At 73.9% G+C, this 16,303-nt stretch carries 15 protein-coding genes; 7 read left to right on the top strand and 8 right to left on the bottom strand.

Features of this window, described 5'->3' with window-relative positions; all coding sequences use genetic code 11:
- Positions 1-35 precede the first annotated feature (35 nt).
- The 4 genes from B4U46_RS29935 to B4U46_RS29920 all read left to right on the top strand — a co-directional run bounded on the left by B4U46_RS29935 (position 36) and on the right by B4U46_RS29920 (position 5,035).
- Positions 36-1,700 (top strand): alpha-galactosidase, encoded by a 1,665-nt coding sequence (locus tag B4U46_RS29935; RefSeq protein ID WP_237293168.1) that lies wholly within the window; start codon positions 36-38, stop codon positions 1,698-1,700.
- A 169-nt stretch (positions 1,701-1,869) separates the two neighbouring features.
- Positions 1,870-2,100, top strand: a complete 231-nt coding sequence (locus tag B4U46_RS36790; RefSeq protein WP_100862388.1) for a hypothetical protein — start codon at positions 1,870-1,872, stop codon at positions 2,098-2,100.
- 178 nt (positions 2,101-2,278) lie between these two features.
- Positions 2,279-3,862: a molybdopterin-dependent oxidoreductase gene (locus B4U46_RS29925; RefSeq protein WP_079432078.1), complete on the top strand. Its 1,584-nt coding sequence runs from the start codon at positions 2,279-2,281 to the stop codon at positions 3,860-3,862.
- Between the two features lie 102 nt (positions 3,863-3,964).
- Positions 3,965-5,035 carry an alpha/beta hydrolase gene (locus B4U46_RS29920; RefSeq protein ID WP_079430745.1) on the top strand — a complete coding sequence of 357 codons (1,071 nt, stop codon included), beginning with the start codon at positions 3,965-3,967 and terminating at the stop codon, positions 5,033-5,035.
- A gap of 41 nt (positions 5,036-5,076) precedes the next feature.
- Here the strand turns inward: B4U46_RS29920 and B4U46_RS29915 are convergent, their stop codons facing one another.
- Positions 5,077-5,820 (bottom strand): class I SAM-dependent methyltransferase, encoded by a 744-nt coding sequence (locus B4U46_RS29915; protein ID WP_079430744.1) that lies wholly within the window; start codon positions 5,818-5,820, stop codon positions 5,077-5,079.
- Between the two features lie 271 nt (positions 5,821-6,091).
- Between B4U46_RS29915 and B4U46_RS29910 the strand changes: the two genes are divergently transcribed.
- Positions 6,092-6,835, top strand: coding sequence for a TetR/AcrR family transcriptional regulator (locus B4U46_RS29910; protein WP_079430743.1), 744 nt, complete (start codon positions 6,092-6,094; stop codon positions 6,833-6,835).
- A gap of 221 nt (positions 6,836-7,056) precedes the next feature.
- Here B4U46_RS29910 and B4U46_RS29905 read toward each other — a convergent pair whose 3' ends face one another.
- From B4U46_RS29905 to B4U46_RS29885, 5 genes are all read right to left on the bottom strand, one after another.
- Complete coding sequence (locus B4U46_RS29905; RefSeq protein ID WP_107438346.1) at positions 7,057-8,106, bottom strand: enoyl-CoA hydratase/isomerase family protein; 1,050 nt, start codon at positions 8,104-8,106, stop codon at positions 7,057-7,059.
- 134 nt (positions 8,107-8,240) lie between these two features.
- On the bottom strand, positions 8,241-8,738 hold the full coding sequence (locus B4U46_RS29900; protein WP_079430741.1) for an ATP-binding protein: 498 nt from the start codon (positions 8,736-8,738) through the stop codon (positions 8,241-8,243).
- A 39-nt stretch (positions 8,739-8,777) separates the two neighbouring features.
- Entirely contained in the window at positions 8,778-9,125 is a 348-nt protein-coding gene (locus tag B4U46_RS29895) for an STAS domain-containing protein (protein ID WP_237293167.1), read from the bottom strand.
- A 159-nt stretch (positions 9,126-9,284) separates the two neighbouring features.
- Entirely contained in the window at positions 9,285-11,096 is a 1,812-nt protein-coding gene (locus B4U46_RS29890; RefSeq protein ID WP_079430739.1) for an ABC transporter ATP-binding protein, read from the bottom strand.
- 143 nt (positions 11,097-11,239) lie between these two features.
- Positions 11,240-13,072: a glycoside hydrolase family 15 protein gene (locus tag B4U46_RS29885; protein ID WP_079430738.1), complete on the bottom strand. Its 1,833-nt coding sequence runs from the start codon at positions 13,070-13,072 to the stop codon at positions 11,240-11,242.
- A gap of 217 nt (positions 13,073-13,289) precedes the next feature.
- On the opposite strand from B4U46_RS29885, the gene B4U46_RS29880 reads away from it, so the two are divergent.
- Positions 13,290-13,859 (top strand): hydrolase, encoded by a 570-nt coding sequence (locus B4U46_RS29880; protein ID WP_079430737.1) that lies wholly within the window; start codon positions 13,290-13,292, stop codon positions 13,857-13,859.
- 70 nt (positions 13,860-13,929) lie between these two features.
- On the opposite strand, the gene B4U46_RS29875 is transcribed toward B4U46_RS29880, so the two are convergent.
- Both B4U46_RS29875 and B4U46_RS29870 read right to left on the bottom strand, forming a co-directional pair.
- The gene (locus B4U46_RS29875; protein ID WP_079432077.1) at positions 13,930-14,349 is read right to left on the bottom strand and encodes a TOBE domain-containing protein; all 420 of its coding nucleotides are present in this window, start codon (positions 14,347-14,349) and stop codon (positions 13,930-13,932) included.
- Between the two features lie 281 nt (positions 14,350-14,630).
- Positions 14,631-15,431, bottom strand: coding sequence for a TSUP family transporter (locus tag B4U46_RS29870; RefSeq protein ID WP_079430736.1), 801 nt, complete (start codon positions 15,429-15,431; stop codon positions 14,631-14,633).
- A gap of 82 nt (positions 15,432-15,513) precedes the next feature.
- Here B4U46_RS29870 and B4U46_RS29865 point away from each other — a divergent pair, with 82 nt between their 5' ends.
- A complete protein-coding gene (locus B4U46_RS29865) occupies positions 15,514-16,275 on the top strand; it encodes an AraC family transcriptional regulator (RefSeq protein ID WP_079430735.1) in 762 nt (253 codons plus the stop codon).
- Positions 16,276-16,303 lie beyond the last annotated feature (28 nt).

Below are 16,303 nucleotides of genomic sequence, written 5' to 3'. Positions count from 1 at the left end.
ATCCCCGTCGGTACGCACCACGCCAAGGAGACCCCGTGCCGCCTCGCCTGCGCGCCTCACTCCCCTGTCTGACCGCGGCCGCCCTGCTCGCCCTCGCGCTCTGCCCCGCCCCCGCGACGGCGGAGCCGACCGCGACCTCGGACACCCCGCTGGCCCTCACCCCGCCCATGGGATGGAACAACTGGGCGCACTACATGTGCGACGTCGACGAGGCGAAGGTGGTCGCCAACGCCGACGCCCTCGTCTCCAGCGGCCTCGCCGCCAAGGGCTACGACACCGTCACGGTGGACGACTGCTGGATGCGCCGGGAGCGCGACGCGCAGGGGAACCTGGTCGCCGACCCGGTGAAGTTCCCGCACGGCATGGCCTGGCTGGGCGGGCATCTGCACGCCAAGGGGCTGAAGTTCGGGATCTACGAGGACGCCGGTTCGCTCACCTGCGAGCGCTACCCCGGCAGCGGCGCCCCCGAGGGCGGCGGCGCGGACCACTACGCCCGCGACGCCCGGCTGTTCGCCTCGTGGGAGGTGGACTACGTGAAGATGGACGGCTGCAACCTGTGGGTGCCCCCGGGGAAGACCAAGGAGCAGGCCTACCGGGACGCGTACAACTCCGTCGCGCGGGCACTGCGCGACAGCGGGCGGGCGATGGTGCTCTCCGCCTCCGCCCCGGCCTACTTCCAGCAGGGCGAGTGGGGCGGCGCCGACTGGCACAAGGTCCTCGACTGGGTGGGCGAGACCGGCCAGTTGTGGCGCGAGGGCAAGGACATCAAGGTCTACAAGCCGACCGCCCCGCAGACTTCCCGCTGGAGTTCGGTGCTGGGCAACTACGGGTACAACCGCTGGCTCGGCCGCTACGCCGCCCCCGGCAACTGGAACGACCCGGACTTCCTGATCGCGGGCGCCCCCGGGCTGACCGACGCGGAGAGCCGCAGCCAGGTGGCGCTGTGGGCGATGATGGCAGCCCCGTTCATCCTCTCCTCGGACGTCTCGGCGCTCAGCCCGGGCGGTCTCGCGGCCCTGGGGAACACCCGTCTGATCGGCCTGGACCAGGATCCGCTGGGGCGGCAGGGCGCGGTCGTCTCCTCCAACGCCACCTTCGAGGTGCTGGTGCGGCCGCTGGCGAACGGGGACCGGGCCGTGGCGGTGCTCAACCGCTCGGCCGCCGACCGCGACGTCTCCGTACCGCTGGCTGACGCCGGACTGCCGGCCCCGTGCGCGGTGGACGCCGTGGACCTGTGGACCGGGAGGCGCACGGAGGCGGGCGACACGCTGACGGGGCGGGTCGCCGCGCACGACACGGCGGTGTGGCGGCTCACCCCGCACGGCTGCGCGGCGCCCGTGCCCACGGGGCAGATCAACGGCCTCGGGGCGAAGTGCGCGGACGGGGCGAGCACCAGCGGGGTCGGTGCGGTCGTCCTGGCGGCCTGCACCGCCGGGGCCGACCAGCGCTGGACCCTGGGCGGCGGTGGACGGCTGAGGCTGGCCGGGCAGTGCCTCACGGCAGGCTCGGGCGGTCTGGTGGAACTGGCCGACTGCGCGCCCGGACGCAGGGCGGGGCAGAGCTGGCGCCACCGGCGGGACGGGTCCCTGGTGGAGGAGGCGTCCGGCACCTGCCTGACCGCCGACGCGGCGGCCGAACGGCTGCGGCTGACCGCCTGCGGTGACCACCGGGCGGACCAGGCCTGGTCCCTGCCGGTGTGACGCCGGAGACGGCTTCACTCTTCCGGGGGAATCGCCTCGCGGGCTGCCCCGTCCGGCGGGGGCACTGGGTTCACTGACCCGGAGCGGCCGAGGGGCGGCCGCCGGAACGATCCGGCGGCCGCCCCTTGCGGCGCGCACGGGCCACGAGAGCCGACAGGAGTGCACCGACATGCACGAGAACGCCCAGGAGCTGCCCCGGACCCCGGCCGCCGCCGGGATCACCGACGGCGTGGTGGAACTCCGCAAGCGCAGACCGGCCGCTCCGGCCCCGTGCGCCGACCGCACCGCCCCGGGGGGCCTTCCCCGGCCGGCCCCGGAACCCGCACCGGACGCCGGGCCCGCTGCGCGGGGCGAGGTCCCCCACCCGCCCTTCGCCCGGTCCCGGGGGCCCCGCCCCTGATCCCCGGTGCGGGCCGGAACGCGCCCAGCGGAGCTCAGCCCCGCCGGCGTTCGAGGCGCGGGCGCGGTGGCGCCGTGACGGAGAAAGGGCGGGGCGGGGAGAAGGCTCCGCGCCCCGGGATGCGGGGCTATGTTGGCGGCAGGGCCCCGACGGGGTGTCCGGCGCGGAGGTGAGCCCCATGACACCTGTACAGGCGGGCCCCGCCCGCCCCTCGGCCGCGGCCGGAGCCGTCAGCGGCGTGGCCGCCGCCTTCTGCGGACTGGCGGTCGGCGAGCTCGCGGCCGCGTTCGTACGCCCGGAGGCCTCCCCCCTCACCGCGGTCGGCGGCGTCGTCGTGGACCGCACTCCGGCGGCCGTCAAGGACTGGGCGGTCCGCTCCTTCGGCACCTCCGACAAGCTGGTGCTGACCCTCGGGATCTGCGCCGTCCTGGCCCTGCTCGCCGCCGGCACCGGGATCCTCGCCGTCCGCCACCCGCGCGCCGGCTGCGCCCTCGCGGCGGCGGTGGGGGTGCTGGGGGCGGCGGCCGCGCTGAGCCGCCCCGAGGCCGGCTGGAAGGACGCGCTGCCCTCCGTGGCCGCTGCGGCGGCCGCCGCTGTCGCGCTGTACCTGCTGGTCACCGTCGTCCGCCGGCCCCACCCGGCGCCGGGCCGGACCGGCGGGACCTGGCCGATGGACCGGCGTGCCTTCGGCCGCCTCCTCACGGCCACCGTGGCCGCCTCGGCGGCCGCCGGATACGCCGGGCGGCGGCTCGGCGCCCACGGCTCGGCCGGTGCCACCGCCTCCCGCGCGGACCTGGGGCTGCCGCCCCCCGCCGAGCCGGCGCCGCCGGTGCCCGCCGGGGCGGACCTGCACGTGCCGGGCGTGGGGCCGTTCCTCACCCCGGGCCCGGACTTCTACCGGGTGGACACCGCCCTGGTCGTGCCCCGCGTCGACGCCCGCACCTGGCGTCTGACCCTGCACGGCGAGGGCGTGTCCCGCCCCCTCACCCTGACCCTGGCGGACCTGCTGGCCCGGCCCCTGACCGAGCACGACATCACCCTGTGCTGTGTGTCCAACGAGGTCGGCGGCCCCTACGTGGGCAACGCCCGCTGGCTCGGCGTCCGCCTCGCCGACCTGCTGGACGAGGCCGGGGTGCGGCCGCCCTCGCGGGGCGGCCCGGCCGACCAGCTGGTGGCGCGCTCGGTGGACGGGATGACCATCGGCACACCGGTGGAGACCGTCATGGACGGCCGGGACGCCCTGCTCGCCGTCGGGATGAACGGCGGTCCGCTGCCGTTCGCGCACGGCTTCCCGGTCCGGATGGTCGTACCGGGCCTGTACGGGTACGTGTCCGCCTGCAAGTGGCTGACGGAGCTGCGGCTGACCACCTTCGCGGCGTACGACGCGTACTGGGTGCGCCGTTCCTGGGCGCAGCAGGCACCCGTCAAGACGCAGTCGCGGATCGACACCCCGCGCGCCTTCGCGAAGCTCGCACGGGGACGGGTCGCCGTGGCCGGGGTGGCCTGGGCGCAGCACCGGGGCATCGCCCGGGTGGAGGTACGGGCCGACGGCGGCCCCTGGCACGAGGCCCGGCTCGGCGACGCGGACGGCACCGACACCTGGCGGCAGTGGGTGTGGCCGTGGGAGGCGGCGCCCGGGGAGCACACCCTGGAGGTCCGTGCGACCGACGGGCGGGGCGAGGTGCAGACGCAGGAGCGCCGCGGCACCCTCCCCGACGGGGCGACGGGCTGGCACTCCGTCACGGTCAGCGTCCACGCGTAGCGGTTCCGGGCCCGTACATTGGATGGGACAGCGGGGAGCGCGGGGACACCGGGCATCCCCGGTGACACGAGGACCCGTGACCGTACGTCAGGAGCCGCCGCCGTGGAGCTGACCAGCACGTCGTTCCTCGTCACGCTGATCGCCGTCACCGCACTGGCCATGCTCCTGGCGCTGCTGCTGTGGAACCGGGTGCCGGGCCCGGGCGTGGTGCGCTGGGTGGCCCGGGTGCTGATGATCGGGGTGTGCCAGCTGACGGCCATCGGCGTGGTGGCCGCCTGGATCAACGACGGCTACGGGCTGTACGCCTCCTGGGACGACCTGCTGGGCACCGGTGCGGACGCCGGCGCCTCGGCGATGACCGGCCCCCCGGTCGGCCGGGCGCGCTTCACCCCCGGGGAGAACGGCACCCGGAGCACCTACTTCCGGGGCAGCCGCTCCAAGCTCGCCGGCCAGGTGGTCGTGTGGACGCCCCCCGAGTACGACGCCCCGGGCGCGCAGAAGACCCGTTTCCCGGTGCTGACGCTGCTGCACGGGTACCCGGGCACGCCGCGCTCCTGGATCGACCTGGGCTCCATGCCGGACGCGCTGGAGCAGCTGGTGCGGCTGGGGGCGGCGCAGCCGTTCATCCTCGTCATCCCGGAGCTGTACCCCGGTGGGGTGAACACCGACTGCAGCGACACCCCGCAGCGCAAGATCGCCACCTGGCTCGCGGAGGACGTCCCGGACCTGGTGCGGAAGAACTTCCGCACCCTGCCCGAGCCGAAGGGGTGGGGGCTGATGGGGGTGTCGACGGGGGCGTTCTGCGCGGTGAAGCTGCCGTTGCAGTACCCGAAGGTGTTCCGTGCGGGCGCGGCCCTGGACCCCGATCCGCTGACCGGGGATCCGCAGGTGCTGCCCGACCCGGTGCTACGGGAGCACAACAGCCCGGTGTGGCTGGTCGGGCAGGCCAAGGGCGAGGACGTCGGGCTGTTCCTGGCCACCTCGGCGCAGGACCGGGACAGCCCGCCGCAGCAGCTGGCCGCCTTCACCCGGGCGGCGCAGGGCAGCGGGGTCCGGGTGAAGACGCTCGTCCGGCCGGCCGGGGGCCACAACTTCCAGACGTGGACCGGGATGTACCCCGACGCCCTGGGCTGGCTGAGCACGGAGCTCTCCCCGCCCGCCGCCCCCGGGTAGCGGTCGTCGTGCCGGCCGGCCTTGCCCGGCCCGGCCGGGGTCTACGGCGTCACGGACGGGCGGCGGAAGAGGGCGGTCCAGAGGAAGGCCTCGCCGAAGTGCGGGGACTCCTGCGGCTGGTCGCGCATCCGGCGGATTTCCCGCTCCTCCAGGCCCGAGAAGATCCAGCGCAGGGATGCGGGGGTGTAGGCGAGCCCGCCGCCCAGGCCGCCCTCGCGGTAGTGCGCGGCGTCGGGGAGCTCGGATCCCATCGCGCCGGACGCGAAGCAGGTGAGGCCGTGGTGGCCGCCGGGGGCGAGGACGCGTTCGAGGAGGGCGAGGTAGCTGACGCGGCGGTGCGGCGGCAGGTGGTGGAAGCAGCCGGAGTCGTACACCAGGTCGTAGGGGCCGCCGAGTTCGCCGGCCGCGGCCAGGGCGAAGGCGTCGCCGCGGTGGAAGCGGATGTCGGCACCCGCCTCCCGGGCCCGGTCCCCGGCCCAGGCGAGGGCCGCCGGGGACAGGTCGACGGCGTCCACCTGGAAGCCCAGGGAGGCGAGGTGGAGGGCGTTGCGCCCGGGGCCGCAGCCCAGGTCGAGGGCCCGGCCGGGGGTGATCAGGCCGCGTTCGAGGTGGGAGACGAGGTTCTCGTCGGGCTTCGCCACGAAGAACGGCACCGGCTTGGAGCGGTCGGCGTAGAAGCCGTCCCACCAGTCCGCGCCGGCGGCCGTCCAGCGGTCCGCCCCCGGTGCGAACAGTCCGTCCAGCAGGCCGAGTACGTCTTCCACCGAGCGTATGTTCCGGTCCATCAACTCCCCTTTCCCGAGGGGGACATCGTATCGAGATCGGTACATCGCCGCAGGTCGGAGCCCATGCGCCGGGCGCCGGTACGGCCGCGTGCACGACGCGGGCCGGGGCCTTGGCCGCCTCCTCCGCCCTCCTGCCGTACGGCTGCGGACACCCCCGCCCCGCCCCCGCGCGGGGCCCTTCCGGCCCGCGGCGGCGCGCTTTTCCGGACGGATGAGCCATCCAGGTGTACGCATCGTGCGTACAGCGTGCGCAGCGCGGTAGGCTGGGGGCATGTCCTCATCAGAGCAGCAGACTTCCGCCCCCGTCCCCTCCGTCTGGGCCCGGCCCCGTCGGCAGAAGGAGCAGCCCGCGCTCAGCCGGGAGCAGATCGTCGCGGCGGCCGTCCGGCTGCTGGACGCCGAAGGCATCGAGGCGCTGAGCATGCGCAAGCTGGGCACCGAGATGGGCACGGCCGCCACCTCTCTCTACCGGCACGTGGCCAACAAGGACGAGCTGATCGAACTGGTCGTGGACGAGGTCTACGGCGAGCTCGAACTCCCGGCCGTCACCGGTGCGGACGGATGGCGCGAGGCCCTGGCGCACAGCGGGCACAGCCTGCGCGGCATGGTCCTGCGCCACCCCTGGGTGGCGTCCGTCCTCGGCCAGGTGGGCCTCGCGCACCTGGGCCCCAACCTGATGCGCATGTCGGAGCGGATGCTGGCCATGGCCCTGGCGGCCGGCTTCCCGAAGGCCGAGGCGGACCTGGCGATGAAGGCCGTCATGTCCTACGTGCTCGGAGCGGCCACCAGCGAGGCCTCCTACCTCTCCCTCCTCGCCCGCAGCGGCAAGAGCGAGAGCGAGTGGCTGGAGTCCCTGGTGCCCGCCTCCCAGCAGGCCCTGGAGGAGCACCCGCTGACGCAGGACCACGCAGCCGCCTGGCAGGGCAAGGACCCGGCGCGGCTGCGTGACGAGAACTTCGACTACGGCCTCCAGCGGATCCTCGACGGCCTGGCGACGCGGCTCGCACGGAGCTGACCCCGGCTCAGGGCCTGTCTGACAATTCGCGCCGGATCAGGCCGGGTCGTTCGGTGCGTGCGGCGAGCGTGCGTGCCGGGCGGCCCGGACGGTCCAGGGTCTGACGCTCTACCAGGCCCTGGACCTCCTCCAACACCTCCTGGCGACCTGGACCGGCACCTGCCCCACCTGCCGACAAACCGTCCCCTGGCAGCCCTACGACACCACCTAACAAAGCACTACTAGGGGAAGGTCAGCTCGCCGCCCTCGCCGAGCGGGGCGAAGAACCGGTCCACCGCCGCCGCGCGGACCTGGACCAGGGCCGCGGGGGACCAGCGCGGACGGCGGTCCTTGTCGATCACCTGGGCGCGGATGCCCTCGACGAGGTCGGGGGCGGACAGCGCGGCGCTTGAGACCCGGTACTCCTGCTCCAGCACCTGCTCCAGCGAGTCCAGCTCGCGGGCGCGGCGCAGGGCGGCAAGGGTGACCTTCAGCGAGGTCGGGGACTTGGCGTGCAGGGTCTGGGAGGCCTCGCGTGCGGCGGGCAGGCCCGTGGCCAGCAGCCGCCGGTGGATCTCCTCGACGGTGTCGGCGGCGTAGCAGTGGTCGATCCACTCCCGCTCGGCGGCGAGCGGGACCGCGGGGGCGGTGGCGCCGTCGAACTTCCCCAGTACCTCGGCGACGGGTGCGAGGGTGAGCTCCCGGGTGAACTCCTCCAGCCAGTCGGACGGCAGGTAGTGGTCGGCGAGCCCGCACAGGACCGCGTCGCCGGGGCCGACCGCCGTACCGGTCAGGGCCAGGTGGGTGCCGAGTTCGCCGGGGGCGCGGGAGAGGAGGTAGGTGCCGCCGACGTCGGGGACGAATCCGATGCCGGTCTCGGGCATGGCGACCCGCGAGCGCTCGGTGACGATCCGGACGCCGCCGTGGGCCGACAGGCCGACCCCGCCGCCCATGACGATCCCGTCCATGAGGGCCACGTACGGCTTGGGGTAACGGGCGATGCGGGCGTTCAGCCGGTATTCGTCCCGCCAGAAGGCGAGCGAACCGGTGGTGCCGGCCTTCGCGTCGGCGTGGATGGCGCGGATGTCGCCCCCCGCGCACAGGCCGCGTTCACCGGCCCCGCGGAGGAGGACCTGGCGGACGGCGGGGTCGTGTTCCCAGGCCGTCAGCGCCTCCGTGATCCGCAGCACCATGGGACGGGTGAGGGCGTTGAGGGCCTCGGGACGGTTGAGGGTGATCAGGCCCGTACAGCCCTCGGTGCCGAGCTGAACGGTCTCGTCTTCGGTCTTCACAGGCGTCAGTATGTCGGGTCCGAGGCGCTATGAAGATCCTTTCTGACGATCTTGTCATGTCTGAACGGCTTCGGCCCGAACGTCACCCGAACAGCCGCGCGGGCCGCTCCCCGGGCCGCGTCCCGCCGGCGGACTCAGAGCTGCCCCGCGCGCCCTCCGCCGAGCCCCGCCGGGGCCCGCGACCCGTGCGGGCGGCGGATCTCGGGCGGGCAGGGGACCTCCAGCCAGACGCACTTGCCGACCGCCCCCGGGCGCCATCCCCAGGCCCGGGCCAGGCGGTCCACGATGAGGAGCCCGTAACCGCCCGGCCGTCCGGCGGCCCCGGGGCGGCCGGAGCCGGGCGGGACCGGGGGCGCCGGGTCGGTGTCCGTCACCTCGATCCGGAGCCGGTCGTCCGCGCAGTCCAGGACCAGTGCCCCGGGCCCGCCCCCGTGCCGGCAGGCGTTGGCCACCACCTCCGAGACCAGCAGCAGGACGTCCTCCGCCGCCTGCCGGCTCTCCGGCGTGGCCGCGGGCAGCCAGCTCCAGGCGGTCAGGGCCCGCCGGGTGAAGTCACGGCCGCGTGAGACGGGCTCCGTGAGCCCGTCGAGGACCAGGAGCCAGTTCCGGTTGACCGGCCCGCGCTGTTCCATGGCCCTGCTGCCCCTCTCCTCGCTCTCACCGGCCGGGATTCAGCCCAGTGCCTGCGCCACGTCGTCGTGGACGGGGAAGACCGCGTCCGCCCCGGTGATGCGGAACATCCGGGCGACCGGCCCGCCGAGTCCGGCCAGCTCCAGGGAGCCGCCGGCCTCCTCGATGGCGATCCGCCCGTGCAGCAGGGCGTTCAGCCCGGTGGAGTCGCAGAACCGCAGCCCCGACATGTCCACCACCAGCCGTCCGCCCGCCACGGCCGCCGCCGCCAGGGCCTGCCGGAGGGGCTCGGCCGTGTCGTGGTCCAGCTCGCCGCCGAGCGTGAGGAGGACCGCGCCGTCCACCGTCCGTACCGCAACGCTGAACCGTTCGTCTTCCGTTCCCGGCATCACCATCCGGCATCACCCTTCCCGCGCGCTTCCCTGCGCCTGCCCCGGCACCGGCGCCCTATGCATGCATACCCCGTCCACCGCCGGTCCGCCGGGACCGGCCAGGCCGCGGCGAGCGGGCGGACCGCCCCGTCTCGCCCGAACGGACGCAGCCGCCCCCTAGAGCAGGTCGGCCCGTGCGGGGGCGTCGTCGAGGAAGCCGCCCGACTGGTGCTGCCAGAGCCTGGCGTAGGCCCCCTCGGCGGCCAGCAGCTCCTGGTGCGTGCCCTGCTCCACGATGCGGCCGCGGTCGAGGACGACGAGGCGGTCCATCGTGGCGACCGTGCTCAGCCGGTGCGCCACCACCAGGGCGGTCCGGCCCTCCATGAGCCGCCACAGCGCGTCCTGGACCAGGAGCTCGCTCTCGGAGTCCAGCGCGCTGGTCGCCTCGTCGAGCAGCAGGACCGGCGCGTCGCGCAGGATGGCCCGGGCGAGGGCGACCCGCTGGCGCTGCCCGCCCGAGAGCTTGACCCCGCGCTCGCCGACCATGGTGTCGAAGCCGTCCGGGAGGGCGTCGGCGAACTCGGTGACGTGCGCCGCCTCGGCCGCGCGGCGGATCTCGGCGTCGGTGGCGTCCGGCCGGGCGAAGGCGATGTTCTCGCGCAGGGTGCGGTGGAACATGGCCGGGTCCTGCGGCACGTAGCCGATCAGGCTGCGCAGATCGCTCTGGGAGAGCCGGCTGATGTCCTGCCCGCCGATCCGGATCCGTCCGGCGTCGATGTCCGTCATCCGCAGCAGCAGCCGGGTGAGGGTCGTCTTGCCCCCGCCGGACCGGCCGACGAGGCCGATCTTCGACCCGCCGGCGACGGCCAGGTCCAGGCCGTCGAAGAGCGGCTCGGTACCGCCCGCGTGGGTGAAGCGCACCCCTTCGAAGGACACGTCGGAGGCCTGCGGCCGGAGCGGTTCCGGGCACACCGGGTCGAGCACCTTCGGCGGGGTCAGCAGCAGTTCGGTGAACTGCGCGGCCTCCGTCATCGAGCTCTCCAGACGGCGGTAGATCTGGTTGAACTCGAACATGATGCGGGTGGCGTTGCTGTAGTAGGTGAAGGCGACGACGACCCCCTCCACCCCGTGGCCGCTCCGGGCGAGCGCGACGGCGAGGAACAGGCCCAGCGCGTTGGTCAGCACGGACATCGGCGCGACGAGGGTGTCGATGCGCAGGTTTCCGTAGTCCCAGGAGCGCAGCATGAGCCGGCGCGACTGCGCGACCCGCGAGCGGTGTTCGGCGGCCTCGCGCTCCTCGGCGGCGAACGCGCGCACCGTGTCCATGTTCATCAGGCTGTCGGCGACGTGCCCCGACACCCGGGCGATCGCCTCCTCCCGCTGGTCGACCAGCGCCTGCCGGCGCCTGATCAGGGGTGCCACGCCCAGCGCGGTCACCACGATCATCGTCAGGAGCCCGACGACGAGCAGCGGATCGTACTGCCAGAGCACCACCGACCCGAAGACCAGCGGCACCAGCCGCCCCACGACGTTGAAGGTGAGCGCGTCGACGAACTCCTCGAAGCGGGAGGCGAAGCTCAGGACCCGCTTGGTGAGCGAGCCGGCGAAGTTGTCGTGGAAGAACGCGGCGTCCTTGGCGAAGAGTTCGTCCAGACCGATGACGTACAGCCGCTCGACGCCCAGGGCGTCGACCCGGTTGAGGCAGTGCAGTCCCAGGCGCCACATCCCCTCGGAGAGGAGGAGGACGGCGGCGAAACCGGCCACGTAGGGGAGCATGGCACCCGTGCGGGTGGCGGCGCCGTCCGCGATCCGCCCGACGAGTTTGGCGACGACCAGCGGCGCCACGTAGTTGATGCCGATGTTGCCCAGCGCCGGGAGCAGCATCGCGGGGGCGGTCCAGCGTTTGAGCCGGGCCAGCTCCCGGCCGTAGTAGCGGAGTGCGAGGAACACCGAGCCCTTGCTCGGCGAACTCTTGGACGATTCTGGCATTTCCCGTACCAACCCTGCTGTGTCGGACCGTCAGAGAAGGTTCCGCAGTGTTCCGCAAGGGCGCCCGTACGGTCCATCCGTTTTTCGACCGGTACGGGCATCACGCACTGTAGCGGAACGGGTGCGGGGCGCGACAGGGTGCCTCAGGATCCGGCGCGGTCCAGCTCCTCGTCCAGGGAGAGCGCCGCGGCGATGAGCGCGAGGTGGGTGAACGCCTGCGGGAAGTTGCCCAGTTGCTCCCCGGTCGGCCCGATCTCCTCGGCGAACAGGCCGACGTGGTTGGCGTACGTGAGCATCTTGTCGAAGGCGTACCGGGCCGCCGGGAGGCGGCCGGCGCGGGCGAGGGCGCCCACGTACAGGAAGGTGCACAGGGAGAACGTGCCCTCGTCGCCGCTCAGTCCGTCCGGCGACTCCTCGGGGTCGTAGCGGTGCACCAGGCTGTCGGAGACCAGCTCCGCCTCGATCGCGTCGAGGGTCGACAGCCAGCGGCGGTCCTTCGGGGAGATGAAGCCGACCGTGGGCATCAGCAGCAGGGCGGCGTCCAGCACCTCGCCGTCGAAGTGCTGGACGAAGGCCCCGCGGCGCTCGCTCCAGCCCCGTTCCATGATCTGGTGGAAGACGGCGTCCCGTGCGGCGGTCCAGGTGGCCACGTCGGCGGGGCGGGCCAGGTCCGCCGCGAGCCGGATGCCCCGGTCGAAGGCCGACCAGCACATCAGCCGGCTGTAGGTGAAGTCGCGGCGGCCGCCGCGGGTCTCCCAGATGCCCTCGTCGGGCCGGTCCCAGGAGCGGGCCAGCCAGTCGAGGAGGTCGCTCAGGTTCCGCCAGCCGTCGTACCCGGCCAGCTGGGCCAGGTCCGCGGCGTGGCTGAGGGCGAACACGGCCTCGCCGTAGATATCGAGCTGGAGCTGCCCGACCGCCCCGTTCCCGAGCCGTACGGGTGCGGACCCCCGGTACCCCTCCAGGTGCCCGAGCACCTGCTCCTCCAGACGCGGGTCGCCGTCGACCCGGTACATGATCTGCAGCGGCTCGCCGGTCACCGTCCCGCCCCTGTGCACGCGGGCGCCCAGCCAGCGCCGGAACGCCTCGGCCTCGTCCTCGAGCCCCAGGTCGAGCAGGGCCTTGACCGACAGCGAGGCATCGCGCACCCAGGTGTAGCGGTAGTCCCAGTTCCGCTCCCCGCCGACCCGTTCGGGCAGGCCCATGGTGACGGCGGCCACGGGGGCGCCCGTCGGGGCGTACGTCATGAGCTTGAGGGTGATCGCGGAGCGGTTGACCATCTGCTGCCAGCGGCCTCGGTAGCGGCTGCGGCTCAGCCAGCGGTGCCAGTGGTCGTAGGTGGAACGGAACGCCCGGCGCAGTTCGGCTTCGGTCATCGGCTCGGGCGGCGCGGTGGCGGGGTCGTGGCAGACCGTCAGCACGGCCGCGGCGAGCCCGCCCTGCCCGAGCTCCGCCTCTCCTCGTACGCCCGTCCCGTCCTGCCACATCCGCGCCGGACCGCTGAGCTGGAGGAACGCCGAGACCTCCGGTCCGCCGAACCGCGCCGTGCCTGATTCCACGTCCAGGTGGTGCCCGGCGCGCCCGTAGTCGAAGGCGGGCCGGCAGTCGATCCGGAACCGGACGGTGCCGCGGGTGACGCGCATGATGCGGATGATCCGGTGCCGGTCGGCGGGCGCCTCGGCCTCCCCCAGGGGCATGAAGTCGACGACCTCGCCGACCCCTTCCCCGGTCATGAACCGGGTGACGAGGACGGCGGTGTCGGCCAGGTACAGCTGCCGGGTGACGGGGTCACGCGCCTCGGCCGCGATGGCGAAGTGTCCGCCGCGGTCGTGGTCCAGGAGGGAGGCGAACAGGCTGGGCGAGTCGAAGCGCGGGGCGCAGAACCAGTCGATCACCCCTTCGGAGGAGACCAGCGCGGCGGTCCGAAGGTCCCCGATCAGCCCGTGGTCCCCGATCGGCGGATATCGGCGACGGCGCATGGCGCTCCCTCCACGGGCGGGACCGGTCCCCCTCTCACGCTACGGTCATGGACCCTGCCGGGCACCCCGTGCGACGACGCCTTGTCAGCTTGGCTGTTTGACCGGTATGCGAGGGGCGGCCGAGGACTGACCCACGGCACACCACAGCACGGCAGGCGCACCGCACGCACCGCACGCCCCGGCGGACCACCGGGGCCGAACCAGCGAGGAGTCACCCATGTCCGGCCTCAGCCTCGACCGCCACACCGCCCTGGTCCTGATCGACCTCCAGCAGGGCATCCTGGGCCTGCCCACCGTCACCCCCGCCGACCGGATCCTGGAGCAGGGGATCCGGCTCGCCGAGGCCTTCCGCGCCCGGCAGCTCCCGGTCGTCCTGGTCAGGGTCGCCTGGTCCCCCGACGGCGGTGACCTGCCCTCCGGCCGCACCGAGCGCCCCGGCCCGGCGGCCGCACCGCCGGCCGCGTTCTCCGCGTTCCCTCCCGGGCTCGCCTCCGACGGCGACATCGTGATCACCAAGCGCCACTGGGGCGCGTTCACCGGGACCGAGCTCGACCTGCAGCTGCGCCGCCGCGGCATCACCGGGATCGTGCTGGCCGGCATCTCCACCAGCATCGGCGTGGAATCCACCGCCCGCTCGGCCTGGGAGCACAGCTACGAGCTGACCTTCGCCGAGGACGCCATCACGGACACGGACGCCGACTCCCACGCCCACACCTTCGGCAAGATCTTCCCCCGGCTCGGCCGGATCGGGACCACGGACGAGATCATCACCGCCCTCGACGCCTGACGCCCCCGCGCCGGGCGCCCGGCGGTGCGGTCACCGGGCGCGGGAGGAAGCGTGGCCGCCGGAACGGGGATCAGGCGGCGGCGAGGGAGATCTCGGTGGCCTTGATCAGGGCGACGACGGAGGTGCCGGCGGCGAGGCCGAGGTCCTTCACGGCGTCGGCGGTGATCGCGGCGGTCAGGCCGCCGCCGTTCACGTCGACCTTCACGGAGGCCATGGCCGGGCCGGCGGCCACGTCGACGACCGTGCCGGGGATCTGGTTGCGGATGGAGACGCCGGAGACGGCGCCGGTGGCCAGGGAGACCTCGGTGGCCTTCACCAGGGCCTTGACCGCGGCGCCCTCGGCCAGACCCAGCTCCTTGGCGGCATCGGTGGTGATCACCGCGGTGATTTCCTGACCGCCCTCCAGGCGGACCTTCACCGAGGACATGGCCTCGCCGGCCGTGATCGAGGTGACGGTGCCGGAGATCTGGTTGCGGATGGACAGGGTCATGAACACACGCCTCACTGAAGAGAAAAACGGGGACGGAAAATGCGGGTCCGGTGTGACCTGCCTTACGGCCGACATTACAGGGCGCCGAAAGGCGGCGGAGGCACCCGGTCTCATACCCCAGCCGAACAGCCCTGTCCCGCGGGCCAATTCCGGAAGGACCGGCAGATGCCAAGGATCCGGGGACTCCTGCCTGGCGAAATCCCGTCCAGCCCCCGGAATTCTCGAAATCGCAGGAGTCCTTTCATACTTTTCCGGAGCGAGCGATTACCGAAATCCGGCCCTCACGGTGTCCGGACCAGCATGGCGGCCAGCACCAGGCAGAGCAGGGCGACGTACCCGCGGGCGTGGAGCCGGTCCGTGATGCGCGGGGGTCTGCGGCGCAGGAGGAGGACGACCGGGACCGCTCCGAGGAGGAGCAGGGCGGCGGCGCCGAGGTCGACCGATCCGACGGCCGTCGCCGGCGCCCCGGCCCCGGTCGTGTGGCGGGCGCTGAGGAAGACCGCGCACGCGGGGGCGCTGACGCAGGCGGTGAGGGGGTTGGCCAGCGCCGCCGCGGTGCGCATCGGGAGGCCCGAACGCCGCAGCAGGGGCACGGTCATGACGCTCCCGCCGACGCCGAGGAACGAGGCGACCGCACCGATGGGCACCCCCAGCCCGGCGGACACCGCGAACCCGCCCCGCCGCCCCGCGGCCGCGGTGTCCGGGCGCAGGAACCCCGGGCGGGCGAGCACGTCGACGAGGGTGGCCGCCAGATAGAGCACGAACCCCCAGTGGATCAGCCCGGCCGGCGCGGCGCCCGCGGCGAGCGCGCCGGCCACCCCTCCGGCGCCGAGCAGGACCAGCAGCGGGGCGGTGCCCCGCAGATGCCTCAGGACCGGACGGGGCGTGGCGGCGGTGGCCACCGCCGCGTTGACGACCATCACCACGGCCGAGGTCGCCACCGCGACGGCCGCCGCGGCCGGCCCCGCGGCGGCGTCCGCCCAGACGATGACGGGGACCGCGACGAAACCCCCTCCGAATCCGAACAGCACGGTGGTCAGCCCGGTGAGGACCCCGACGACGACGAGAACGAAAGCACTCATGGGCCCAGTCCAGCCGAGAGGGCCCGCGCCGACGATCGACTGTCGGCCCGGTCCTTTCGAGTTCCGGCCATAGGATCCCGCCATGCGCAACGTGCCCCTCGGACAGGTCGACCACCTCCCCGCCGAGGTGCTGCCGATCGCGACGGACTACCCGCCGGACACCCTCCTCGCCTGGCACGAGCACCGCCGGGCGCAGCTCCTGTACGCCGCGACCGGCACCATGCTCGTGGAGACCGACGACGGGGCGTGGACCGTTCCGGGCGAGCGGGCGGTGCTCATCCCGCCCCGGACCCGCCATCAGGTGCGGATGCTGGACACCCGGACGGCCAGCCTCTACGTGGAGCCGTCCGCCGTCCCGTGGTGGCCCGCGGCCTGCCGGGTCGTGGCGGTCCCGCCGCTGCTGCGGGAGCTGCTGCTCGCCGCCGCAGACCTGGAGGCGGACTACGCCGGGGACGCCCGCGACAGCGCGCTGATCGCGCTGGTCCTGCTGGAGACGGCCGCGCTCTCCGAAGTCCCGCTGTACGTGGCCCTCCCCCACGAGGAGCCGTTCTCCGCGCTGTGCCGCGGCTACCTCGCCGATCCCGGCCTGTCGGTGAGCAACACCGACTGGGCGCGCGCCACGGCCATGAGCGAGCGCATGCTGACCCGGCGCTTCCGGCAGGCGACGGGGACGAGCCCCGCGGCCTGGCGGTCCCGCGCCCGGCTGCTCGCCTCGATCCCCCTCCTGCGCCACAAGAGCGTGACCGAGGTCGCCGTCCTGCTCGGCTACGCCTCCCCGGCGGCCTTCTCGTACGCCTTCACCCGTGCTTTCGACGTGCCGCCGTCCTCCATGAGGCAGCACTGACGGGCGGCATGGGCCCCTGTCGCGCGGG

Source organism: Streptomyces katrae, from assembly GCF_002028425.1.
GTDB lineage: Bacteria > Actinomycetota > Actinomycetes > Streptomycetales > Streptomycetaceae > Streptomyces > Streptomyces katrae_A.
This window is presented reverse-complemented; position numbering and strand designations above follow the sequence as displayed.